The 22953-nt window shown below is 64.5% G+C and carries 24 protein-coding genes; 11 read left to right on the top strand and 13 right to left on the bottom strand.

The genetic code is table 11. The features are described 5' to 3' along the window. Nucleotides 1-17 precede the first annotated feature (17 nt). Nucleotides 18-1133, bottom strand: coding sequence for an anhydro-N-acetylmuramic acid kinase (locus AC1RNN_RS16425; protein ID WP_493090078.1), 1116 nt, complete (start codon nucleotides 1131-1133; stop codon nucleotides 18-20). A gap of 9 nt (nucleotides 1134-1142) precedes the next feature. Further along, a complete protein-coding gene (locus AC1RNN_RS16430; protein ID WP_493090077.1) occupies nucleotides 1143-2510 on the bottom strand; it encodes a peptidoglycan DD-metalloendopeptidase family protein in 1368 nt (455 codons plus the stop codon). Between the two features lie 122 nt (nucleotides 2511-2632). Here AC1RNN_RS16430 and tyrS point away from each other — a divergent pair, with 122 nt between their 5' ends. After that, a complete protein-coding gene (tyrS, locus tag AC1RNN_RS16435) occupies nucleotides 2633-3877 on the top strand; it encodes a tyrosine--tRNA ligase (protein ID WP_493090076.1) in 1245 nt (414 codons plus the stop codon). Between the two features lie 4 nt (nucleotides 3878-3881). Further along, the gene (gene dtd / locus AC1RNN_RS16440; protein WP_493090075.1) at nucleotides 3882-4346 is read left to right on the top strand and encodes a D-aminoacyl-tRNA deacylase; all 465 of its coding nucleotides are present in this window, start codon (nucleotides 3882-3884) and stop codon (nucleotides 4344-4346) included. 342 nt (nucleotides 4347-4688) lie between these two features. On the opposite strand, the gene ybeY is transcribed toward dtd, so the two are convergent. Continuing rightward, on the bottom strand, nucleotides 4689-5138 hold the full coding sequence (ybeY, locus tag AC1RNN_RS16445) for an rRNA maturation RNase YbeY (RefSeq protein WP_493090074.1): 450 nt from the start codon (nucleotides 5136-5138) through the stop codon (nucleotides 4689-4691). Beyond that, a complete protein-coding gene (locus AC1RNN_RS16450; protein WP_493090073.1) occupies nucleotides 5135-6163 on the bottom strand; it encodes a PhoH family protein in 1029 nt (342 codons plus the stop codon). Before AC1RNN_RS16450 ends, ybeY begins: the two co-directional genes overlap by 4 nt. A gap of 114 nt (nucleotides 6164-6277) precedes the next feature. Here AC1RNN_RS16450 and ruvA point away from each other — a divergent pair, with 114 nt between their 5' ends. Then, complete coding sequence (gene ruvA / locus AC1RNN_RS16455; RefSeq protein WP_493090072.1) at nucleotides 6278-6850, top strand: Holliday junction branch migration protein RuvA; 573 nt, start codon at nucleotides 6278-6280, stop codon at nucleotides 6848-6850. A gap of 54 nt (nucleotides 6851-6904) precedes the next feature. On the opposite strand, the gene AC1RNN_RS16460 is transcribed toward ruvA, so the two are convergent. Beyond that, the gene (locus AC1RNN_RS16460) at nucleotides 6905-7906 is read right to left on the bottom strand and encodes a carbonic anhydrase (protein WP_493090071.1); all 1002 of its coding nucleotides are present in this window, start codon (nucleotides 7904-7906) and stop codon (nucleotides 6905-6907) included. A gap of 180 nt (nucleotides 7907-8086) precedes the next feature. Here AC1RNN_RS16460 and ruvB point away from each other — a divergent pair, with 180 nt between their 5' ends. Together ruvB and AC1RNN_RS16470 are read left to right on the top strand one after the other, a co-directional pair. After that, on the top strand, nucleotides 8087-9160 hold the full coding sequence (gene ruvB / locus AC1RNN_RS16465) for a Holliday junction branch migration DNA helicase RuvB (RefSeq protein ID WP_294768993.1): 1074 nt from the start codon (nucleotides 8087-8089) through the stop codon (nucleotides 9158-9160). A gap of 80 nt (nucleotides 9161-9240) precedes the next feature. Beyond that, the gene (locus AC1RNN_RS16470) at nucleotides 9241-10473 is read left to right on the top strand and encodes a S1 family peptidase (RefSeq protein WP_493090070.1); all 1233 of its coding nucleotides are present in this window, start codon (nucleotides 9241-9243) and stop codon (nucleotides 10471-10473) included. Between the two features lie 12 nt (nucleotides 10474-10485). On the opposite strand, the gene AC1RNN_RS16475 is transcribed toward AC1RNN_RS16470, so the two are convergent. The 8 genes from AC1RNN_RS16475 to AC1RNN_RS16510 all read right to left on the bottom strand — a co-directional run bounded on the left by AC1RNN_RS16475 (nucleotide 10486) and on the right by AC1RNN_RS16510 (nucleotide 16535). Continuing rightward, nucleotides 10486-12222, bottom strand: a complete 1737-nt coding sequence (locus AC1RNN_RS16475; protein WP_493090069.1) for a lysoplasmalogenase family protein — start codon at nucleotides 12220-12222, stop codon at nucleotides 10486-10488. Between the two features lie 70 nt (nucleotides 12223-12292). Continuing rightward, nucleotides 12293-12751, bottom strand: a complete 459-nt coding sequence (locus AC1RNN_RS16480; protein WP_493090068.1) for a hypothetical protein — start codon at nucleotides 12749-12751, stop codon at nucleotides 12293-12295. A gap of 13 nt (nucleotides 12752-12764) precedes the next feature. Next, complete coding sequence (locus AC1RNN_RS16485; RefSeq protein WP_493090067.1) at nucleotides 12765-13415, bottom strand: histidine phosphatase family protein; 651 nt, start codon at nucleotides 13413-13415, stop codon at nucleotides 12765-12767. Beyond that, nucleotides 13416-13997 carry a DUF4136 domain-containing protein gene (locus AC1RNN_RS16490; RefSeq protein WP_493090066.1) on the bottom strand — a complete coding sequence of 194 codons (582 nt, stop codon included), beginning with the start codon at nucleotides 13995-13997 and terminating at the stop codon, nucleotides 13416-13418. A 10-nt stretch (nucleotides 13998-14007) separates the two neighbouring features. Next, complete coding sequence (gene ttcA / locus AC1RNN_RS16495; protein ID WP_493090065.1) at nucleotides 14008-14961, bottom strand: tRNA 2-thiocytidine(32) synthetase TtcA; 954 nt, start codon at nucleotides 14959-14961, stop codon at nucleotides 14008-14010. 26 nt (nucleotides 14962-14987) lie between these two features. Further along, on the bottom strand, nucleotides 14988-15359 hold the full coding sequence (locus tag AC1RNN_RS16500) for a dihydroneopterin aldolase (protein WP_493090064.1): 372 nt from the start codon (nucleotides 15357-15359) through the stop codon (nucleotides 14988-14990). A 7-nt stretch (nucleotides 15360-15366) separates the two neighbouring features. Beyond that, nucleotides 15367-15753, bottom strand: coding sequence for a dihydroneopterin aldolase (locus tag AC1RNN_RS16505; RefSeq protein ID WP_493090063.1), 387 nt, complete (start codon nucleotides 15751-15753; stop codon nucleotides 15367-15369). An 8-nt stretch (nucleotides 15754-15761) separates the two neighbouring features. Continuing rightward, the gene (locus AC1RNN_RS16510; RefSeq protein ID WP_493090062.1) at nucleotides 15762-16535 is read right to left on the bottom strand and encodes an SDR family oxidoreductase; all 774 of its coding nucleotides are present in this window, start codon (nucleotides 16533-16535) and stop codon (nucleotides 15762-15764) included. 78 nt (nucleotides 16536-16613) lie between these two features. On the opposite strand from AC1RNN_RS16510, the gene AC1RNN_RS16515 reads away from it, so the two are divergent. The 6 genes from AC1RNN_RS16515 (at nucleotide 16614) to AC1RNN_RS16540 (ending at nucleotide 22949) form a co-directional block, all read left to right on the top strand. Next, a complete protein-coding gene (locus tag AC1RNN_RS16515) occupies nucleotides 16614-17717 on the top strand; it encodes a class I SAM-dependent methyltransferase (RefSeq protein ID WP_493090061.1) in 1104 nt (367 codons plus the stop codon). Between the two features lie 110 nt (nucleotides 17718-17827). Next, nucleotides 17828-18208, top strand: a complete 381-nt coding sequence (locus tag AC1RNN_RS16520) for a phosphomannose isomerase type II C-terminal cupin domain (RefSeq protein ID WP_493090060.1) — start codon at nucleotides 17828-17830, stop codon at nucleotides 18206-18208. Between the two features lie 48 nt (nucleotides 18209-18256). Then, nucleotides 18257-19240 (top strand): ROK family protein, encoded by a 984-nt coding sequence (locus AC1RNN_RS16525; RefSeq protein WP_493090059.1) that lies wholly within the window; start codon nucleotides 18257-18259, stop codon nucleotides 19238-19240. A 181-nt stretch (nucleotides 19241-19421) separates the two neighbouring features. Beyond that, nucleotides 19422-20672, top strand: a complete 1251-nt coding sequence (locus AC1RNN_RS16530) for an ABC transporter substrate-binding protein (RefSeq protein ID WP_493090058.1) — start codon at nucleotides 19422-19424, stop codon at nucleotides 20670-20672. Between the two features lie 118 nt (nucleotides 20673-20790). Continuing rightward, on the top strand, nucleotides 20791-22065 hold the full coding sequence (locus AC1RNN_RS16535; protein WP_493090057.1) for an ABC transporter substrate-binding protein: 1275 nt from the start codon (nucleotides 20791-20793) through the stop codon (nucleotides 22063-22065). A gap of 5 nt (nucleotides 22066-22070) precedes the next feature. Further along, a complete protein-coding gene (locus tag AC1RNN_RS16540) occupies nucleotides 22071-22949 on the top strand; it encodes a carbohydrate ABC transporter permease (RefSeq protein ID WP_493090056.1) in 879 nt (292 codons plus the stop codon). Nucleotides 22950-22953 lie beyond the last annotated feature (4 nt).

The following is a 22953-nucleotide window of genomic DNA, read 5'->3' on the forward strand; positions in this document are numbered from 1 at the left end:
AATGCTTGTCACCCTGCTCAGGCGGGGTAGACGGCACCGAGTATGCGGGCGCCTTGGGCGCCCGTTACTTTTGGCAGGCTCGCTGTTTGGCGCAGGCAGGTCTGGCGTGCCAGCCAGGCAAAGGCGGTGGCTTCCACCTGGAGAGGGGGGAGTCCTCGTGCTTCGGAAGATTGCACCAAGCAGCCCGGCAGATAGTGGGCCAGGCGCTGCATCAGATGCGTGTTGTAAGCCCCTCCACCGCAGACAAGCAACGTTGGGCAGGCTGGTGCTACCGCACACAATGCTTCTGCGCAGGAGCGCGCCGTCACCTCAGTCAGCGTGGCCTGTACATCCTGCGGGGGCAGGTTTGGAAAGCTGTCCAGTTGACGCGCCAGCCAGATCGCATTGAATAGATCGCGCCCCGTGCTCTTGGGCGGGGGCTTGGCAAAGAAGCCGTCTGCCAGCAAGGCGGACAGCATGGGTTGATGCACCTGCCCACTGGCAGCCCATTGGCCCGCGTTATCAAAGGGCTGGCCGGTATGCGTCTGGCACCAGCCGTCCATGAGGGCATTGCCCGGGCCGCAATCGAAGCCCAGTACCGGTGTCGGCGCGGCCGGGTTCAGCACGGTGATATTGGAGATGCCGCCAATATTGAGGACGGCCAAGGTCTGGTCGGGGCTTCCAAAGACGGCCTGGTGAAAAGGCGGAACCAGCGGTGCGCCCTGGCCGCCGGCCGCAACATCGCGGCTGCGGAAGTCGGCCACAACATCGATGCCACACAGCTCTGCAAGCAGCGAAGGCTGGTTGAGCTGGAGGGTGTAGCCCGTACCATCAAACTCCTGCGGACGATGGCGGACGGTCTGTCCGTGCGCGCCAATGGCACGAATTGCGGATGCGGGCGTTTGGGTGGCCGTCAGCAGGCTTTGAACGACGGTTGCATAGCAGCGCACCAGTGCGTTGCCGGCCAGGGCAGCGCGGTGTAACTCGTCGGGGCCAGGGCTGTTCAGGGCCAGCAGTTCCGCGCGTAGGTCGGCCGGAAAGGGTGTGCTGCAGTGCTGCAGCACACGCATGCTGCCCTGCGAAAAGTCCGCCAGGACACCGTCCACACCGTCCAGCGACGTGCCGGACATCAGGCCGATATAGAGCTCGGACACGTTGCGCCGTTACTCTGCGCTGGCCAGACCGATCTGGCTGGCAGCGCTGAGCTGGGCGCGCACATCGGCTGCGGCCTTGTCAAACAGGGGCTTGGCAGATGCGGTGACCGGGACCGCTTCGCTCTGGCGGGCGATGGTCAGCGGATCGTGGTGCACACCATTGACACGGAACTCGAAATGCAGGTGCGGGCCTGTCGCCCAGCCGGTGGAGCCTACGGCGCCGATGTTCTGGCCCTGGCTCACGCTCTGGCCTTTTTTGACGTTGATGCGGCTCAGGTGGGCGTATACCGTGGTCTGGTTGTTGCGGTGCTTGACCATGACCACATTGCCGAAGCCGTTTTGCACGCCGGCGAAGTCCACTACGCCATCACCCACGGTGCGCACGGGGGTTCCGGTGGTGGCCGCGTAGTCCACGCCCAGATGCGCGCGCCAGGTTTGCAGGATGGGGTGGAAGCGCATCTTGAAGCCGCTGCTCACGCGAGAGAACTCCATGGGCGAGGCCAGGAAGGCCCGGCGCAGGCTTTCGCCTTCCAGCGTGTAGTAGCCGCCGCGCGGTGCAGCGCCTGCCACTGCGGGCTCGCGGAACCACATGGCCTGGTGCACCTTGCCAGCATTGACGAACTCGGCGCTCAGCACGCGGCCGGAGCGCAGGGGCTCGCCATCGCCTTCCAGCGTCTCATAGACGACGGAGAAGTAGTCGCCCTTGCGCAGGGCGCGGTGGAAGTCGATATCGCCCGAGAAGATTTCGGCCAGTTGTACGGCAATGGCGTCGGGCAGGCGTGCGTCGTCGGTGGCGGCGAACAATGAGGTCTGGATGGTGCCTGCACCCAAGCGGGTGGCAGCGACCAGCGGCAGGGTTTCGAGCTGGGCGGAGAAGCCCTTGCCGTCGCGGCTGACGCGCAGGCGCTTGAAGGTACCGTCATCCAGCGGGCTCCAGCGGGCCGTGAGGCTGAGCAGGGCCTGGTTGCTGTCGACTTCTGCCGTCACATTGCGGCCGGCGCGCCCCAGCAGCACTTGCTGCACCTGGGCATTGCTGCGCAGGAAGGTGGCCGCTGCGGCGTCAAACACGCCCAAGCGCTTGAGCAGGCTGTCTGCCGTGTCGGTGGAGCGGGTCAGCTCGGAGCGGTACAGCGGGGTGAGGGGCAGGGCGGCCAGACTGTCCGCGGCGGTGGCAGGCTGCAGCGCAATGGTTTCAACCACGGTGCGCACCGGCAGTTCGGCGGCATCCGGGGCCAGGTTGGCGACGGCAAATGTCGCGCCAGTGCCGCCCAGCAAGAGGGCAGCGACGGCGGCGGTGATGCGTTGGGGGTGGCGTTCTGCAAGGTCACGCGCGTAGGCCACACAGGTCTCTACGGCGGAGATCAATCCGTGTTTCAAAATCTGGGACTCCGATGGAAGAAGCGGCACGACTAAAATCCAGCCGCTGGCAACGAACACGTTGCAGGAGAGAGCCCGCAGTATAGCGGCCGCTCATCCCCCGGCAACGAGAAAAAACCCTTATGAATCAAGCCTCAAGCCCCCAAATTGTTGTAAGCGACCGTGTCCGCGAAGCCCTGGCCGTGACCCTGCGCGGCGTGGAAGAACTGCTGCCGCAAGACGAGTGGGTCAAAAAACTCGCCAAGTCGGAAGCCACCGGCAAACCGCTGCGCATCAAGCTGGGGCTGGACCCCACCGCGCCGGACATTCACATCGGTCATACCGTGGTGCTGAACAAGATGCGCCAGCTGCAAGATCTGGGCCACACGGTGATCTTCCTGATCGGCGACTTCACCAGCATGATTGGCGACCCCAGCGGCCGCAACAGCACCCGCCCGCCGCTGACGGCCGAGCAGATCAAGCTCAACGCCGAAACCTACCGGGCCCAGGCCGACAAGATCTTGGACCCCGCCAAGACCGAGCTGCGCTACAACAGCGAGTGGAGCGATCCTCTAGGGGCGCGCGGCATGATCCAACTGGCCAGCCGCTACACCGTGGCCCGCATGATGGAGCGCAACGATTTCCACGACCGCTTCAAGGCCGGCACGCCGATCGCCGTGCACGAATTCCTCTACCCGCTGATGCAGGGCTACGACTCCGTGGCACTGCAAAGCGACTTGGAGCTGGGTGGTACCGACCAGAAGTTCAACCTGCTGATGGGCCGCACCTTGCAGGCCGAGTACGGCCAGGAACCGCAATGCATCTTGACCATGCCGCTGCTGGAAGGCTTGGACGGCGTGGAGAAGATGTCCAAGAGCAAGAACAACTACATCGGCGTCACCGAAGAGCCCAACACCATGTTCGCCAAGGTGCTGTCCATCTCCGATGTGCTAATGTGGAAGTGGTACACGCTGCTGAGCTTCAAGCCGGAGTCCGAAATCGCCGCGTTGAAGGCCGAAGTCGAAGCCGGCCGCAACCCCAAGGACGCGAAAGTGGCCTTGGCCAAGGAAATCACGGCGCGCTTTCACAGCGCTGCTGCGGCCGACGCGGCCGAGCAGGACTTCATCAATCGCAGCAAGGGCGGTGTGCCAGACCAGATCGACGAGATCAGCCTGCCCTTGGGCGAGGGCGGTGTGGCACTGGGCATCGGTGCCTTGCTCAAATCCGCAGGCCTGGCCGCATCCAGCGGCGAGGGCAACCGCCTGATCGACGGCGGCGGCGTGCGCATTGATAGCAATGTGGTGAGCGACAAGGGCCTGAAGCTGGGCGCCGGCACCTATGTGCTGCAAGTGGGCAAGCGCAAGTTCGCCCGCGTGACGCTGGCCTGAGCGCATGCTGGCGCTGGTGCAGCGGGTGCGTCGCGCCCAAGTGACGGTGGAGGACGCGGTGGTCGGCAAGATCGACCGCGGCCTGCTGGTGCTGGTGTGTGCGGAGCAGGGCGATACCGAAGCGCAGGCCGACAAGCTCTTGGTCAAGCTGCTCAAGCTGCGCATCTTCAGCGACAGCGCTGGCAAGATGAACCTCGCTGTGCCGGACCTCGATGGTGCGGGCACGGTGGGGGGCTTGTTGTTGGTGAGTCAGTTCACCTTGGCTGCAGACACCACGGGCGGCAACCGGCCCAGCTTTACCAATGCGGCGGCCCCGGCTGACGGGCGGCGGCTGTATGACTACTTTGTAGCCCAGGCCCGCGTTGCGCATCCCATTGTGCAGACTGGCATTTTTGCGGCGGACATGTTGGTGGAGCTGGTCAACGATGGGCCCGTGACCATTCCGATGCGGGTTGCACCTATTTTGTAGTTGCTATCGATTTGGTAGCTGCTTGCGTAGTATTTGCAAGGGCTAGGGGCTTAAAATTCTTGTGTCTTTGTTGGCGCTCACCCGCGAGGGACTGGGTTCCGCGTTTTGCTTCGTGTCCCCCGCCCGCCTTGCGGGCTCCTCCTTTACCTACGCAAAACCCAGAACCCAGCCCCTCGCTGGACGCATTGGGATGCCGACAGCCAACCCTTAGTATTTTTGATGTTCCAAGCACTCGCAGGAGTAGCCGGTGCGGGTGTTTTGCGTAGGTAAAGGAGGAGGCCGAAGGCCGGGGGACACGGAGCAAAACGCCCGCACCGGCTGCTCCGAAGCGCAAACGCAAAATCAATAAGGGTTCTTAAACCCCAACCGCGCCATGATCTCCGTCTCCCGCAACTCCATGACCTCAGCGTCCTCATCCAGCTCATGGTCCCAGCCCTGCGCATGCAAGGTGCCATGGACGATCATGTGCGCGTAGTGCGCTTCCAGCGTCTTCTTCTGTTCCTTGGCTTCCTTGGTGATCACAGGCGCACACAACACCAGATCGGCCGTCACCACCGGCTCCTGCGTGTAGTCAAAGGTCAGCACGTTGGTGGCGTAATCCTTGTGGCGGAATTCACGGTTCAGGGTCTGGCCTTCTTCGGCATCGACGATGCGCACGGTGATCTCGCCATCCACCTCCAGCGTGTTGCGGATCCAGCGGATCACCTTGTGGCGTTTGAGTGCGGCGCGGTGCTTGTCGGCGTCCTTGAGTTTGCCGAATTGGAGCGAGAGAGAGAGTTCGGGCAGCATCAACGGGCCTTGGTGGAAGAGGTTTTGGGGGCGCGGGTTTTGGGCAGGCCCACGCGGGGCAGTTCTGTTTCGGCCTCCGGGATGGCAATGGGCGGCAGATCGTCCAGGCGCGCCGCCTCGTAGGCGTCCACGATGCGCGCGACCAGCGGGTGGCGCACGATGTCGCTGCTGGTCAGGCGTGTGATGGCGATGCCGGGCACGCGGCGCAGCACGCGCTCAGCCTCCACCAGACCGCTCATCTGCGCTTTGGGCAGATCGATCTGGGTCAGGTCACCGGTGATGACGGTCTTGGTGCCAAAGCCCACGCGCGTCAGGAACATCTTCATCTGTTCGGGCGTGGTGTTCTGCGCCTCGTCCAGGATCACGAACGCGTTGTTCAGCGTGCGTCCGCGCATGAAGGCCAGCGGCGCAATCTCCAGCTGCTGGCGCTCAAACGCCTTGTGCACTTGGTCGTAGCCCATCAGGTCGTAGAGCGCGTCGTACAGCGGGCGCAGGTACGGGTCCACCTTCTGGTTCAGGTCGCCAGGCAAGAAGCCCAGGCGCTCGCCGGCTTCCACGGCCGGGCGGGTCAGCACGATGCGTTGCACGGCGCTGCGTTGCAGGGCGTCCACGGCGGCGGCCACGGCCAGGTAGGTCTTGCCGGTGCCAGCTGGGCCGATGCCAAAGGTGATGTCGAACTCGGCAATGTTGTCCAGGTACAGCGCCTGGTTCTGGCTGCGCGGCTTGAGGTCGGCGCGGCGCGTGGACAGCGTGGGGCCATCCTCACCATCCATGCCGCCATCGCCACTGAGCATGAGCTGCACGGTGGAGGCCGCGATGGGGCGGCCCGCGATTTCGTAGAGCGCCTGCAGCATCTCCATGGCGCGCTGGGCCTGGGCCTTGGGGCCCTCGACCTTGAACTGCTCGTGGCGGTGGGCGATGCGCACCTCCAGTTCGCGCTCGATGGTGCGCAGGTGTTCGTCGGTCGGGCCACACAGGTGCGAGAGGCGCGTGTTGTTCAGCGGGGTGAAGATGTGTTTGAGAATCAAGCTGATAATCCGGCAGGGCTAAAAAGGGCACGCCAGCAAGGGCGCACCCCTGCATTGTCCCCAATGTTCGGCCGTCCGGCCACACCCTTCCGCGACAACCCCAGGCAGCGCACCATGATCGGCAAACTCACAGGCATCCTCAGCGACAAGAATCCCCCCCAGGTCATCGTGGACTGCGGCGGTGTGGGCTACGAGGTGCAGGTGCCTATGAGCACCTTTTACAACCTACCCGCCGAGGGCCAGAAGGTCAGTCTGCTGACCCACTTCGTGGTGCGCGAGGACGCGCAAATCCTCTATGGCTTTGGTTCCGCCAAGGAGCGCGAGGCGTTTCGCGAACTCATCAAGATTTCCGGCGTGGGCCCGCGCACCGCACTCTCCGTGCTCTCGGGCATGGACGTGGGCGATCTGGCGCAGGCCGTGACGCTGCAGGAAGCCGGGCGCCTGGTCAAGGTGCCGGGCATCGGCAAGAAGACCGCCGAGCGCCTGCTGCTGGAGCTCAAGGGCAAGCTGGGCGCCGACATCGGTGCGCCGCTGGGCGCGGCCAGCGACGCGCAGGCCGACATCCTGCAGGCCTTGCTGGCCCTGGGTTATAGCGACAAGGAAGCCGCCGCGGCCCTCAAGGCCCTGCCCAAGGACGTGGGCGTCAGCGAGGGCATCAAGCTCGCCCTCAAGGCTTTGGCGAAATAAGGAGCTAGCCCCCCCCGTCAATCGTGCGCAAGCAGCTATTGAGTTGATAGCGCGCTACTGTGCGTCGCGCACGGGACGACCGTTGAGCGCCTGCACCGGGCGGGCGTTGTTGGGATAGAGCTGGGTGAAGAGCCGGTACTGCGCGCGGCTGATGGTCATGGGTTGTTTGAGCACGGTCCAGAGCACACCCTCGGTACACGGCGGTGTGGTCAGCGAGCCCATGAACTGGAAGTAGCGCTGGTCGTTGGGCAGCAGCTCGTTGAGGTTGAGTAGCTCGCTGGGCATGCGCACGCGGTCGTTCACTTCCAGCGGCATATAGGTCCAGACCTTGTCCACCAGTGCATTGGCGGCGCCGGGCTCCAGCAGCACGGCCACCACGGCCAACTGGCCGGCGTCATTCTTGTGCACCAGATGCGCCACCATGGCGGTGCGCTTGGCGTTCACCTGCTCCTCGGACGGGCTGTGGAAGTGGAACTGCAGCAGGCGGTAGCGACTGCCGCGCACGGTGATGCTGTTGTCGCCTTGCACGTCGACCTGGATGGTGTGGCCATTGTTGACCACGGTGCCGTTGCTGGGGCTGTAGTTAAACAGCACGGGCTCTGCCGGTCCCTGCAGGGTGCTGCCGTCCTCGATGTTGATGGGGGACTGGCGCTTGCCGATGGCACAGATATTGAATTCAGGGCGCAGCTTGCCCCACGCCTGCGGGCCCGCCTCACCCTCGTAGTCCCAGTGCACGTCGGAGCCGTGGCCCTCGCTGGCCTTTTCAACGACTTTGGCTTTGCGCGCTGTGCGGCTGGCCGCAGCGGGCGCGGGGCCGGCGCCCATGGCCTTGCCGTCCACGGTGATGGTGAGTTCTTTGCGCTTGGGCACGCCCAGGGCTTCACGCAGCTTGTCGCCCACTTCCTTGGCATTGGCCGCGCTGCTAGCCTGCACGTCGGCTGCGGTGGGGGGGGTCTTAGGTTTGGCGACGGCGACTGGCGCCGCGTCGTTGGCCCAGGCTCCGGGCTGGCCCAGGGCCCATGCCAGCAGCAGGTACAGCGGTAAGCGTTGGGGCATGGCGGGCGCGGCCTTTCAATCGTGCAGACACAGGAACACCGCGCTGGTCGGGCCAGACAGGTGGGGCTACCTTGCCTATCGGCAGTTTGTGGGCGCTTCTTGAGCCGGCTCAGGAGCGGGCAGGCTATAGTGGGCGCCTCCCTCGGATTTTGTATTTTTTCGCAGCCATAGGCCCATGTCGTGAGCATTCAGACCGACGATTTTGTTGTTCCCCCTCCGCCGCCCGGCGCCAGCCGCATGGTGTCCGCCGTGCCAGCCTCCAGCAGCGAGGAAGCGCTGGAGCGCGCCCTGCGCCCCAAGCTGCTCGACGAGTACGTGGGCCAGGCCAAGGTGCGCGAGCAGTTGGAAATCTTCATCGGCGCGGCGCGCAAGCGCGACGAGGCGCTGGATCATGTGCTGCTGTTCGGCCCGCCCGGCCTGGGCAAGACGACGCTCTCGCACATCATTGCCCATGAGCTGGGCGTGAATCTGCGCCAGACCAGCGGCCCAGTGCTGGAAAAGCCCAAAGACCTGGCGGCGCTATTGACCGGTCTGGAAAAGAACGACGTTCTCTTCATTGATGAAATTCACCGCCTCTCGGCCGTGGTGGAGGAAATCCTCTACCCCGCGCTGGAGGACTACAAGATCGACATCATGATCGGCGAAGGCCCGGCCGCACGCTCCATCAAGCTCGATCTGCAACCCTTCACGCTGGTGGGAGCCACCACGCGCGCCGGAATGCTGACCAACCCGCTGCGCGACCGCTTTGGCATCGTGGCGCGGCTGGAGTTCTACACCTCAGAGGAACTGGCGCGCATCGTCAAGCGCAGTGCCGGCCTGCTGGGTGTGCCCATGGACGAGGACGGCGGATTTGAGATCGCGCGCCGTTCGCGCGGCACACCGCGCATAGCCAACCGTCTGCTGCGCCGCGTGCGCGACTACGCCGAGGTGAAAGGCGAGGGCAAGATCACCCTGGAGATGGCCAACCGCGCGCTGGCCATGCTGGACGTGGACCCGCAGGGCTTTGACCTGATGGACCGCAAGCTGCTCGAAGCCGTGATCCACCGCTTCGATGGCGGCCCCGTGGGGCTGGACAACATCGCCGCCAGCATTGGCGAGGAGCGCGAGACCATCGAAGACGTGATCGAGCCCTACCTGATCCAGCAGGGCTACCTGCAGCGCACGCCGCGCGGACGCATCGCCACCCTGGCGGCCTACCGCCACCTGGGCGTGACCGCGCCTGCCGGCCCGGCCGTGGACCTGCTGGGCGACTGACAGCGCGCACACAGGGCGCTTGACCGGGGAACCCGAAAGGCGCAGGATGGTCCAAGCACCATCCACCATGGAGGCCCACCATGGACGTACTGCTGCCTTCCTCGGGTGTTCCGATCACCCAACCCCGCGAACCCTGGTCCGCCCCGCCGGCTGTTGCACAGCGACAGCGCTGGGCCCACACGCTGGAGGCTGCGCGTGCGGCGCCGGGTGCGCGACGGCACTTGCGCCGTGGCCTGTGGCTGACGGCGGGAGTGCTGCTCCTGCTGGCGGCGCTGGGGGCGCAAAGCTTTTACACCGCCCACCTTGCGGATCGCCTGGCCCAGGCCCAGGCCGATGTGCAGGTGCTGGATTTGCGCCTGCAGGACCTGCGCGCCCAGGCGCCCACGCGCGACGATGTGGAGACGCTGGGCCATGGCCTGATGGGGGCCGAGGCCCGTGTGGCGGCGGTGGAGAGTGGTTCGGTGGCACCCCTGGTGTCGCGCGTGGCCCAGTCAGTGGCGCTGATCCAGGCGCGCTACGTGCTCATTGACCCGGCCACTGGGCGCCCCTTGCGCTTGGCCATGGTCCGGGGCAAACCCCAGCGGGGTGCCGACGGGGAGCAACGCCTCACCCTGGCCGGGAAGGGGCCCATCTACATGTTCCGCTCCACCGGCACCGCGTTTGTAGTGGACGCGGCTGGCACCCTCATCACCAACCGACACGTGGCCCTGCCCTGGGAGCAGGGCGAGGCGGCGCGGGCGATGGCGGAGTTTGGCGTGCGGCCCATGGCGCTGGAGCTGCGCGGCTTTTTGCCGGACACGACAGAACCCTTTGCCGCTACGGTGGTGGGCGTGAGTACCTCGCACGACCTAGCCCTGCTGCGCGGCAGCGGCGCGGCCCTGCAAGTAAGGCCCCTGCCCATGGCCACGCTGGGAGCGGCGCCGGGCGATGCGGTGCTGGTGCTGGGCTATCCCACGGGGCTGAGCGCCCTGCTGGCGCGGGCAGACCGGCGCTTTGTGAGTGGCTTGCGCGAGCAGGATGACATGAACGACCAGAAGGCGGCTGACGCGCTGGCGCAGGCCCGCCTGATCCAGCCGCTGGTGAGTCGCGGCATCGTGGCGCAGGTGAGCGATGCGGTGGTGGTGCACGACGCGCAGACCACCTTCGGCGGAAGCGGTGGGCCGGTCATCAATCTGCGCGGGGAGGTGCTGGCGGTGAACCGCTCCATGCTGGCCGGCTTTGGCGGCGCCAACATGGGCGTGCCGGTGCAGGTGGCCAGTCAGCTACTGCAGGCCGAGGGCGAGGCTCGGCGCAAGGCCGAGCAAACGCAGTGAGGCCCGTCGTGCTCAGGCTGCCTTACGGCCGCGCACGTGGTGGACGATGAGCAGCTGCGCCGCGTAGTAGGTCAGCAGGATCCAGAACGAAGCCAGTGGCACGGGCGTCAGAAACTTGTTCACCGCGATCAGCGCGTCGCTGAGCATGAAGATGCAGGCGGCTGCGCCCACCCAGCGCGCAGCCGCTTCGCCACTGGCCACGGCGCGGCCCAGGGCCTGCGCCGCCATCAGCGAGATCACGCCCACATAGGCCGCCACCGCGCCCTGCAGCACAGGGTTGCCCAGATGGCTCCAGAGCACGGCATAGACGGCTGCACCAAAGGCCAGCACGCCGAGCAAGGCACCGCGGCTTGGGAACCAGGACTGCCCCTGGCGGAACAGAGCGATGTAGAACAGGTGGGCCACCAGGAAGGAGGCCAGGCCGGGGATGAAGTAGTCAACCGGCAGCATGAGGAATACATCGCCCACCAGTGAGAACAGTAGCGCCGCCAGCAGCAGCGCCCGGGATTGGGTGCCAAATGTGCCACTAGCCCCCATGGAATATGTGCGATAAGCTACGAAAATCATAGCAATCACCATGACCAGAGGCTTGGTGATCAGGTAGTAGGGCAGCAGCTCCATGGCGCCCAGCGTGGCCAGGGCCGCCGCTTCCACGGCCAGCACCTCCAGCGCTTGCAGGCCGCCCTGCAGGTAGCGGCCCAGCGCCCAGACGCAGGCCGACAGCGCCACGCAGCCTACGGCTGCATGAGCAAAGGAGAGCGAATCCGCCACCCACAGGTAGCCGGCCACACCGCCCAGCAAGAGCACAAACTGCAGACCGGCAAACCACTGCTGGCCCGTACTCAGCGTGGGGTTGAAGGTCTGCACCTGCTCCAGGCGGAAGGGTGGCTTGGGGTGGCTGGCGGCCAGGTCAGGCGGCTGCCAGCCCGGGGGCTTGAACCAGACGCGCAGCTTGTCGCTCCAGCGTTTCGTGGCCCAGCTGTCCTTGGCCAGGCCCCAGTAGGTGTCGGCGTTGGCCCAGAGCGGGTCCCAGCTGTTGAGCGGGCCGCGTGTGCCGTAGATGCACTTTTCTTTTTCTTCCTCGAAACTGCCGAACATGCGGTCCCATAGCACCAGGATGCCGCCGTAGTTCTTGTCGATGTACGGGTCGTTGACGGCGTGGTGAACGCGGTGGTTGCTGGGCGAGCAGAACACGCGGTCGAACCAGCCCAGCTTGCCCACCTGTTCGGTATGCACCCAGAACTGGTAGAGCAGGTCGATGAGGGCGACGATGCCGAAGATCAGCGGCGGCACGCCGGCCACGGCCATGGGGATGTAGAAGATCCAGCCCAGCAGGTTGCCACTGCTGGTCTGGCGCAGCGCGGTGGAGAGGTTGTAGTGTTGGCTCTGGTGGTGTACCACGTGCGCCGCCCAGAACAGCGCCACCACATGGCCGGCGCGGTGCAGCCAGTAGTAGCAGAAGTCGTAGAAAACCAGGGCCAGCAGCACGCCGTACCAGCTCTTCCAGAACTCCAGATCGGGGTAGAGCGCCACGGCGCCAAAGACGGCGGTGTAGATGCCCACGCTTAGCGCCTTGCTCAGCACGCCGCTGAGCTGGCTCAGGATGCCGAGGCTGATGCTGTTGATGGCGTCGTTGAGACGGTAGGCGGCGCTGCCCTGCACGCGGGCGTTGGTGCGGCGGCTCCAGGCAAATTCCAGTGCGATCAGCAGCAGGAAAACGGGGGTGGCGAAAACAATGACTTTGCTCATACGGCTATTTTTGCCGAGCAAGCGCTTGGTGCCGAGCGGGACAACCCTAGGCCGGCCTAGGGCGGGCTGACTATTTGGCGCGCAAGTCGCGCCACTGCGCGCGCATGAACCAGGCGCAGGCCACACCCAGCGCCAGCCAGAACAGCAGCGAGCCCCAGGCAATATCCGGGAATTTGAAGACCCCGCCCAGCACAGCAGTGAAGCAGATGAGCAAGCCCAGGCCCGAGAGCAGCATAAAGACCAGGGCCAGGGCCCGGTGTATGCCCGTCTTGACCGTGGCCATGGCCTGCTGCGTCTGCTGCCAGGCTTCGGCCGCGTCTTCCAGCGGGCTGGCGTTTTGCTGGTTCAGCGCGTCCTGTACCCGGGCCTGGCTGGCCAGGGCGGCAAAGTCGCCCTGCTGCGGGCGGGCAGCGCGCTTGCGCCACCAGAACAGGCCAAACAGTGCGGCAATGGCCGCAATGATCAGGCCCGCGTAAAGCAGTTGGTCTTGCCAGGGAACGGATCCGGCGTGCAAGAGGTAGTGGCCCATGGGGTCTCCGGGTTCAGGTGCTGGACTCGTCCAGCGCGGTTTCGTCGAGGTGGCGAGTGTCGGCCCAGCCCACCAGGGTGAGGGCGTCGGGCGTCCAGAGCAGGCGGTTGATGGCCGCATTGCCCAGCTCCCAGGTGCGCGGAGCGTGCAACTCCTGGCGCGTGGCCAGGCGGTAGAGCATGTCCATGACGCCGCCATGCGCGACGAGCACGATGTGCTCGTCCTCGTGCTGCGCGGCAATCTCGTTCACAGTGTGGCTCACGCGTTCCATCAGCTGCGTTGGGGTTTCGCCGCCGGGTGGGGCGAAGTGCGGGTCACGCGTTTTCCAGCGGCGCGATTCCTCGGGCCATTTCTCGGCAATGTCGGCCCAGGTCTGGCCTTCGAAGGTGCCAAACCCGCGCTCGCGCAGGCCGGGGTGCAGGCGCACGGTACGTGCCTGCGGGTTCCCGGTGTGCTGGGCGATGGCCTGGGCTGTGGTGTGGGCGCGCGACAGGTCGCTGCTGTAGATATGGTCGATGGCTTCGTCCGCCAGCGCCAGGCCCACGCGCTGCGCCTGCCAGAGGCCGCGGTCGTTCAGGCCAATGTCGAGTTGGCCCTGGATGCGGGTGTCCACGTTCCAGGCGGTTTCGCCGTGGCGCACGGCAATGATGCGGGTGACGCCCATTCAGCGGTCTCCGGAGGCGGGCAGTTCCACGACCACCTTGCGCTGGCCGGGTTGCGGGTAGTCCTTGAGCGCTGCTTCCAGCATGGGCGGCAGCAGGTTTTGTGTATCGCGCCATGGGCCTTCGAACACGGCCGAGGTCTCGTAGGCCAGTTGGCCGCTGCTACTGTCACGCAGCAGCACCTGCACCCGGTGGCGGTACCAGGGCGTTTCCACGCTGAGGCCCAGGGGCCATTCTTCGTAGACCAGCCCGTTGCTGCCCACCACCAGCTTGGGGCGGGGCGGGCGGTAGTGCGGGTTGCGCATGCCGTCCACCGTCAGGTTCACTTGCACCAGGTAACGGGCCTTGCTGTCGTTGCGTTGCAGGCCGATGCGTTCCAGGGCCTCCTGTGCCAGCGACTCGATCAGGTCCTGTCCGTCGGCATGGGCCTGCGAAGGCAGGCGTTCGAAGCGGAAACTTGCTCCGGTGACGGCCGGGGCGTTGCCCACAAAGCTCTGTACATCGCTGTCGATCATGCGTGGCAGAGCGCAGCCCGTCAGCGCCACCACGGCAACCAGAAGCAGGAAGAGGGTGCGCAGTGCCATGTGCAGCTCCTTAAAGGGTGACCACCTGCACACCGGGCAGGCCGCTCAGGCTGGGCAGGGCCGGTGCGGGAAGTTCTTCCTCGTCAAAGGCCTTGTCGCCGTTCTCGTCGGCCACCCCTGTGGCGCGCACGTTCTTGAAATCGTGCTGCTTGTGGTCCATGAGATGGGAAGGTACGACGTTTTGCAGCGCAGTGAACATGGTCTCGGCGCGGCCGGGGTATTGCTTTTCCCAGTCGCGCAGCATGTTGCCGATCTGCTTGCGCTGCAGGTTTTCCTGGCTACCGCACAGCGTGCAGGGAATGATGGGGAATTCGCGGTGCGCAGCCCAGCGGATCAGGTCCTTCTCGGCCACATAGGCCAGCGGGCGGATCACGACGAACTCGCCGTTGTCGCTGGTGAGCTTGGGTGGCATGCCCTTGAGCTTGCCGCCGAAGAACATGTTGAGGAAGAAGGTCTGTAGCATGTCGTCGCGGTGGTGGCCCAGGGCGAGCTTGTTGCACTTGAGGCGGCGCGCCACGCTGTACAGGATGCCGCGGCGCAGCCGGCTGCACAGGCTGCACATGGTCTTGCCTTCGGGGATGTTGCGCTTGACGATGGAGTAGGTGTCCTGCGTCTCGATGTGGTACTCCACGCCCAGGTTCTTGAGGTACTCGGGCAGGATGTGGTCGGGGAAGCCGGGCTGCTTCTGGTCCAGGTTGACCGCCACGATCTCGAAGTTGATAGGCGCGCGCTGCTGCATCTTGAGCAGGATGTCGAGCATGCCGTAGCTGTCCTTGCCGCCGGACATGCAGACCATGACTCGGTCGCCTTCCTCGATCATGTTGTAGTCGATGATGGCCTGGCCCATCTGGCGGCACAGGCGCTTTTCGAGCTTGTGCGTCTCGCGCTCGATCTTCAGTTCCTTCTGCCGGTCCACCGCCTCAGCGGTTTCCACGGTCTCGTCTTCTACCCACACTGCACTCATATCGTTCTCCATTGCGCCATGCGCACTTACCACTGCCCGGCTTCCATGCGGATAGCCACTTCGCAGTCTTCAAAAATTTCCAGCTTCGCGATCTTCACGCGCACGCCCAGCACGCCGGGCAGCTGCATAAGCCGGTGTGCCAGCTTGCCGATCAGCGTTTCCAGCAGGTTTACATGCTCAGCCGTGCACTCGGTGATGATGATCTGGCGCACCTTGCGGTAGTCCAGCACATGGTTGATGTCATCGTCATGCGGCAGCAGGGGCTGGGTGCCCAGGCTCAGCTCGGCGTCCACCTGGATGGGCTGGGGCGCGGTCTTCTCCGATTCCAGAATGCCCAGGTTGGCGTCGAAGCGCAGACCGGTCAGGGTCAGGGTTTGCAGGCCGGTTCCGGTCTTCATGGTCTTATCAGGCATTGGCGCCTTTCATGCGAAATACTTCCACGCCCACCCCTGCACAATCGGGGTAAACGTCGGGTTTCTGGGTCGAGAGGCGCACCGCGCGCACCTGCGGGTGGACCAGCAGCTGGGTGGCCAGGTCGTCGCACAGCGTCTCCTGCAGCTCCACATGGCCGTGTGCCACGCGCTGGGCAATCACGGTGCGCACAAAGTCGTAGTCCACCACCTCGTCCAGTCTGTCGGCCTTGGGCGTGCTGTGCGCGTAAGGTACGAACAGCTCCACATTGAAGACCAGGCGCTGGGTCACGCCCTTCTCGAAATCGTGCGCACCGATATGCACCTGCACCACATGGTCGCGCAGAAACAGGCGGCGGCATTCCAGGGCCAGGGTGTCCATCCAGTTATTCATTGGGCGTTGCCCTTCACCATGAACATCACATCGCGCTCCAGTGGCACCAGATGCTGGCCGTTGTCCACGGCGATGGTCACGCCGTTGATGGCGGGGTTCTGCGCCAGGAACAGGCAGGTCGCGGCCACCCGCGCAGGGTCCAGCGGCGTGCGTTGCAGGTTGACGCGGGCGGCTTGGTCGAAGTTGGCCTGCGTCTGCGGGCCGCTGAGGAACATCAGGCCGGGCGCCACGCCGCAGACGCGGATGGCCGGTGCCAGCGCCTGCGCCTGCAGGGCCACGGCGCGCTCTAGCGCCAGCTTGGTGACCGTGTAGGAAAAGTAGTCCGGGTTCAGGTTGAACACCTTCTGGTCCAGCACATGGATGATGCTGCGGCTGCCTGCGGGGGCGTCCAGCGGCGTTTGCGCCATCAGGCTGGAGAGTGACAGGGGCGCGAGCAGGTTGACTTCCAGCTGCTGGCGCGCACCGGCGACATCCACGGAGGCACCCGCGTCGGGTTCGAAGCTGGAGGCGTTGTTGACGAGGCAGTGCAGCGGGCCGGACTGTTCGGCGATGGTCTGCACCATGGCGCGGCGGCTTTCGTCATCGTCCAGGCGGGAGTGGACCGCGCGGGCTGTGTGGCCTTGCGCACGCAGGCTGGCGCACAGGGCCTCAGCGGCGTCTGCGCTGCGCTGGTAGTGGCACCAGACTTCCCAGCCCGCTTGCGCAAACTGGGTGCAGAGCAGCGCGCCCAGGCGATGGGCGCCGCCGGTGATGAGTACGCGTTGAAGCACCAATTAGTCCTTGTGCGGGTGGGTGGGGGTGAGGAGCCAGATAATCCGGGGCTTTAGCCAAACACGAGACCGTTGTTCATGTCCACTGCCGAAAGCATTCCGGCCAGCCTGACCCCGATTATCGCGGATGCCATCGAAAAAGCCGGCGGATGGCAGGGTTTTGACGTGTTTATGGGCCAGGCCCTCTATACGCCGGGCCTGGGCTACTACGCCAATGGCCTGGGCAAGATCGGCCAGATGCCCGGGGACGGGCAGGGCGCAGGCAGTGATTTTGTGACCGCGCCGGAGATGAGCCCCCTGTTTGGTCAGGCCCTGGCCCGCCAGGTGGCGCAGGTGCTGGAGGCCACGGGGACGGATGAAATCTGGGAATTTGGCGCTGGCACGGGCGCTCTGGCCGCCCAGCTGCTGGAGGCGCTGGGCAGTAAGGTACGGCGCTACACCATCGTGGATCTGTCGGAATCATTGAAGGCGCGCCAGCGCGAAACCCTGGCGCCCTGGGGCGACACGGTGCAATGGGCGACGGAGTTGCCGGCCCGCATGCAGGGTGTGGTGGTGGGCAACGAGGTGCTGGACGCCATGCCGGTGCAATTGCTGGCGCGTACCGGCGGGGTCTGGCATGAGCGCGGCGTGGTGGTGCAGGACGGCCATCTGGCCTGGAGCGACCGCCCCACGGCGCTGCGACCGCCCGTGGACATTGATGGCGGGCACGACTACCTGACCGAAATCCACGCCCAGGGCGAAGCTTTTGTGCGCACTCTGGCCGACCGGCTGGAGCGAGGCGTCGTGCTCTTGCTGGACTATGGTTTCCCTGAGAGTGAGTACTACCATGTGCAGCGCCACATGGGCACCGTCATGTGCCACCGCGCCCACCGTTCCGACAGTGAACCGCTGCTGGACGTGGGTCTCAAGGACATCACGGCCCACGTGAATTTCACCGGCATCGCCGTGGCCGCGCAGGATGCGGGGCTGGACGTGCTGGGCTACACCAGTCAGGCGCATTTTCTGATCAACTGCGGTCTGGTGGATGCTATGCAGGCCGCTGAACTGCCGCAGCGCGTGGCAGCGCAGAAGCTCATCATGGAGCACGAAATGGGCGAATTCTTCAAGGTGATTGCCTTGGGGCGGGGCGTTGACACCCCGCTGCTGGGCTTTGTCCGAGGGGACCGCACGCACCGCCTGTAGTCCGTTCTGGCTAGCTCCGCACGACCCAAAGTCCGGTAACGTGGCGGTAACGACCACCCCCGCTTGCGCGTTAGAGTATCGGCCGCAAGCCTTTTAAGGAATGTTTAATCATGCAAAACACTGCCACCACAACCTTCCGTACCGAGACCATTGAACGCACGCTGCGCCCCTGGGGCTGGTACGAATCCATTTCCGAGGTGGCGGGCAACAAGATCAAGCGCATCGGCGTGTTGCCGGGCCAGCAGCTCAGCCTGCAGAAGCACCACCAGCGCGCTGAGCACTGGGTGGTGACCCAGGGCACGGCCCGCATCACGCTGGACGACAAGGTGTTCGACCTGACCCAGGGCCAGCACTGCGACATCGCCGTCGGGCAGGTGCACCGCCTGGCCAACCTGACCACCGAACCGGTGGAAATCGTGGAAGTGCAGTTTGGCGCCTACCTGGGCGAAGACGACATCGTGCGCCTGCAGGACGACTACGGCCGCCAGTAAAAGGCAGCGCGCCGAGACAACAACAAGTATTCGAGGAACAAGACCGCCATGGCTACAGCAACTCCCGCAATCTCCATCCAAATGCCGGCCGGCTCGCCCCCTGTGGCCTGTGTCGACATTGGTGGCACCAAAGTGGCCGTCAATGTGGCCGACAGTCAGGGTGTGCGTGGCAAGGTGTCCGAGCCCACGGCCAAGGAAGGCAATAACGACGCCCTGGCGCAGCAGATCATCCGGCTCATCGGCGAGAGCTGCGCGCTGGCCGGCATTGCCGTGGCCGATATTGGTGCGGTGGGCGTGGCCACCTGCGGCCCGTTTGTGATCAACCAGGGCATGGTCGAGCTGGCTGGCCCCAATATTTGTGGCGGCCTGGCCGGCAAGGCACGCGGATTGCCGAACGACTGGACCACGGCCCTGCTGGAAGCGCCCTTGAAGGCGGCTTTTCCGAATGTGCGGGTGGAAAACGATGGCGTGGGCGCGCTGGAGGCCGAGCGCCGCTGGGGCGCGCTGCAGGGGCTGGACCACTGTGCCTATGTAACCTGGAGCACCGGCATCGGCATGGGCCTGTGCGTGGACGGCCACATCCTGCGTGGCAAGAACGGCAACGCCGGCCACGCGGGCCACACCTTTGTCATCAGCAACGACGATGCCCTGTGCGGCTGCGGTCTGGTGGGGGATGTGGAGGGGCTGGTGGCGGGCAATGCCATTCCGCGCCGCTTTGGACACGACGGGTTTTCTGATGCCGCTACGCTTTTTGTAGCTGCTCGCGCAGGTGATGCGCGGGCTGTGACCATTGTGGATGGTCTTTGCGAGGTGATGGGCCGGACGCTGTTCAACATGGTGGCGACGCTGGATCTGCAGCGTATCAGCGTGGGCGGCAGCGTGTTCTGGCACAACCGCGATTACCTGCTGCCCAAGCTGCAGGCCTACCTGCAGGGCAAACTGCCCGCCCTGACCAATGGCGTGGAAGTCGTGCCCGCCGGCTTGGGTGAACAAGTTGGCGATTACGCCGCCCTGGCCTTGGTCGTTCCTTGAGGGCTGTCTGGCCCGCCCTGTTCCCACGCTGAAACCGGGACTAGGGAAACTCCTAGTAGTTGAGCGTTAAAAATTAATGAAAAATTAATTAATTCGAGTTGGCATGGTGCTGGCGCGGATTCAACGCTGCTTTGAGCCCGAATGAACAGGGCTTTGAAGAGAAAACTTTTTTGGAGACAAGATGTTGAAGCTTTCTAAACTCGCCACCGCTGTGGCTCTCGTGGTTGCTGGTTCGGCCGCTGTGGCTGGCGAAGTGGAAGTTCTGCACTGGTGGACCTCTGGCGGTGAAGCCAAGTCTGTTGCCGAGCTGAAGAAGATCATGCAAGGCAAGGGCCACACATGGAAAGATTTCGCCGTGGCTGGCGGCGGTGGCGACAACGCCATGACGGTGCTGAAGAGCCGCGTGGTGGCTGGCAATCCTCCTGCTGCTGCCCAGATCAAGGGCCCGGCCATCCAGGAATGGGCAACCGAAGGCGTGCTGGCCAACCTGGACGCAACTGCCAAGGCTGAAAACTGGGACTCCCTGCTGCCCAAGGTCGTGGCCGACGTGATGAAGTACAAGGGCAACTACGTTGCCGCTCCCGTGAACGTGCACCGCGTGAACTGGATGTGGGCCAACAAGGCCGTGCTGGATGCCGCTGGTGTCAAGACTGCCCCCAAGACATGGGACGAATTCTTCAAGGCCGCTGACGCTGTGAAGAAGGCCGGCAAAGTGGCCGTGGCCCACGGTGGCCAAAACTGGCAAGACTTCACCGTGTTCGAAACGGTGGTCCTGGGCGTGGGCGGTGCCAAGTTCTACAACGACGCGCTGGTCAAGCTGGACCCCGCTGCTCTGAACAGCGCCACCATGACCAAGTCGCTCGAAACCTTCCGCAAGATCAAGGGTTACACCGACGCTGGTTCTCCTGGCCGCGAATGGAGCCAGACCACCGCCATGGTGATCAAGGGCGACGCCGCATTCCAGTTCATGGGTGACTGGGCCAAGGGTGAATTCGCTGCTGCTGGCAAGGCTCCCGGCAAGGACTACATCTGCGCTGCCGCTCCTGGCACTTCCAACGCCTATACCTTCAACGTGGACTCCTTCGCCATGTTCAAGCTGAAGGACGCTGGCGCCCAAAAGGCTCAGGCTGACCTGGCTGCTTCCATCATGGGCACCGAGTTCCAGGAGGTGTTCAACCTGAACAAGGGTTCCATCCCCGTTCGCCTGAACATGAAGATGGACAAGTTTGACGATTGCGCCAAGCTGTCCACCAAGGACTTCGTGGACACCGCCAAGACCGGCGGCCTGCTGCCCTCCGTGGCACACGGCATGGCCATCAAGCCCGCTACCGCTGGTGCGGTGCAGGATGCTGTGTCCCAGTTCTGGAACGACGACAAGATCTCCGTGGCTGACGGTGTGAAGAACATCGCCAAGGCTGCTCAGACCAAGTAAGTCGGGCTGGCGCTCAGGCTTAGGCTGGAGCGCCAGTTTTCTTCCTTCCCAGACGCCCCATCCCCCCGCGGGGGTGGGGCTGTTTCAAGTTTGGGCCCTGCCCCAAGGTTGCATCTCCATGTCTCTACGATCCTGTGTGCGTTGCCTCGTGGCCGCTTGGGCCTTGTGTGCTGGTGCGAGCCTGTGGGCTGGCGAGGTGGAAGTGCTCCACTACTGGACGTCCGGTGGCGAAGCCAAATCGGTGGCCGAGCTCAAGGGCATGATGGCCGACCGCGGCCATACCTGGCGCGATTTCACGGTGACCGGTGGTGGCGGACAGAACGCCATGGCGGTCCTCAAGCAGCGCGTGCTCGCGGGCAATGCCCCGGCAGCGGCCAATATCAAGGGGCCGGCCATCCAGGAGTGGGCCGAACTCAATGTCCTGACCAATCTGGATGCCATGGCGTCCTTCGAGAAGTGGGACGAAGTGCTGCCCAAGGTCGTGGCAGAACAGATGAAATACAAGGGTCGCTATGTGGCGGTGCCCGTCAATGTGCACCGCGTGAACTGGCTCTGGTCCAACGCCGCCGTGCTCAAGAAGGCTGGCGTGACCGCGCTGCCCAAGACCTACGACGAATTTTTTGCGGCGGCCGACAAGATCAAGGCCGCCGGTTTTGTGGCCGTGGCCCATGGTGGCCAGGACTGGCAGGATTTCACGGTGTTCGAATCCGTGGTGCTCGGTGTAGGTGGCCCGGCTTTCTACCAGAAGGCGCTGGTCAAGCTCGATCGCGCGGCGCTGGCCAGCGACGAGATGAAGAAGTCGCTCGAAGTGTTCCGCCGCATCAAGGGCTACACCGATGACAAATCCCCCGGCCGCGACTGGAACGTGACCACCGATCTGGTCATCAACGGCAAGGCCGGCTTCCAGTTCATGGGTGACTGGGCCAAGGGCGAGTTCCTGGCCGCGGGCCAGACGCCCGGCAAGGAATTCAGCTGCTCGGCTGCCCCCGGCACGTCCAGCGCCTACACCTTCAATGTGGACTCCTTCGCCATGTTCCAGCTCAAGAGCTGGGAGGCGCAGAAGGCCCAGGGTTACCTGGCCTACCTGCTCATGGGCAAGGATTTCCAGGAAAAGTTCAACCTGCGCAAGGGCTCCATCCCGGTGCGCCTTGGCATGTCCATGGACAAGTTTGACGAGTGCGCAAAGACCTCCAGCAAGGACTTTGTCGCCACGTCCAACAGCGGCACCCTGGTGCCGTCCGTGGCGCATGGCATGGCGCTGTCCTCCGCGCAGCAGGCCGCCATGCGCACGGCGGTGTCGGAGTTCTGGAACAACGACAAGTTGACAGTGTCGGACGCTATCGCCAAGCTGCAGGCAGTGCAGCAGGGCGGCAGTGTGGCGAAGCAGAAATAGAAATTATGAAAACCTTTGAAAACATACTCCCCAAGCTGGTGATTGCCCCGGGCTTTGTCCTGGGCTTCGCCTTTATTTACGGCTTCATGATTTGGAACGGCGTGCTCTCGGTCACGGGCAGCCGCATGTTGCCCAACTATGACGAGTTCGTCGGCCTGCAGCAGTACGCCGCACTGTGGGACCTGGACCGCTGGTACGTGGCGCTCAAGAACCTGGGCGTGTTCACCGTGCTCTATGTGGGCGTGTCCATGTTGCTGGGCATGTTCCTGGCCATTCTGCTGGACCAGAAGATTCGCGCCGAAGGCTTTCTGCGCACCGTCTACCTCTACCCCATGGCCCTGTCCTTCATCGTGACGGGTACCGCCTGGAAATGGATACTGAACCCCACCCAGGGTCTGGAAAAACTCATGCACGACATGGGCTGGGCCAGCTTCAGCTTTGACTGGCTGGTGCAATCCGACACCGCCATCTACTGCGTGGTGATTGCCGGTGTCTGGCAGTCGGCCGGTTTTGCCATGGCCCTGTTCCTGGCCGGTCTGCGCGGTATCGACGACAGCATCATCAAGGCCGCCCAGATCGACGGCGCCAGCCTGCCGCGCATCTACTGGCGCATCATCCTGCCCATCCTGCGCCCCGTGGTGTTTTCCACCATCCTGGTGCTGTCCCACCTCTCCATCAAGGCCTTCGACCTGGTCATGGCCCTGACCGCTGGCGGCCCGGGCTTCTCGTCCGACGTGCCTGCCACCTTCATGTACACCATGAGCTTCACGCGCGGTCAGATCGGCGTGGGCGCAGCCAGCGCCACCATGATGCTGGCCTTCGTCGCGGCCCTGGTGGTGCCCTATCTCTACAGCGAACTGCGCAGCAAGCCCCACGACCGTTAAGCCA

Source organism: Rhodoferax sp. GW822-FHT02D07, assembly GCF_058802405.1.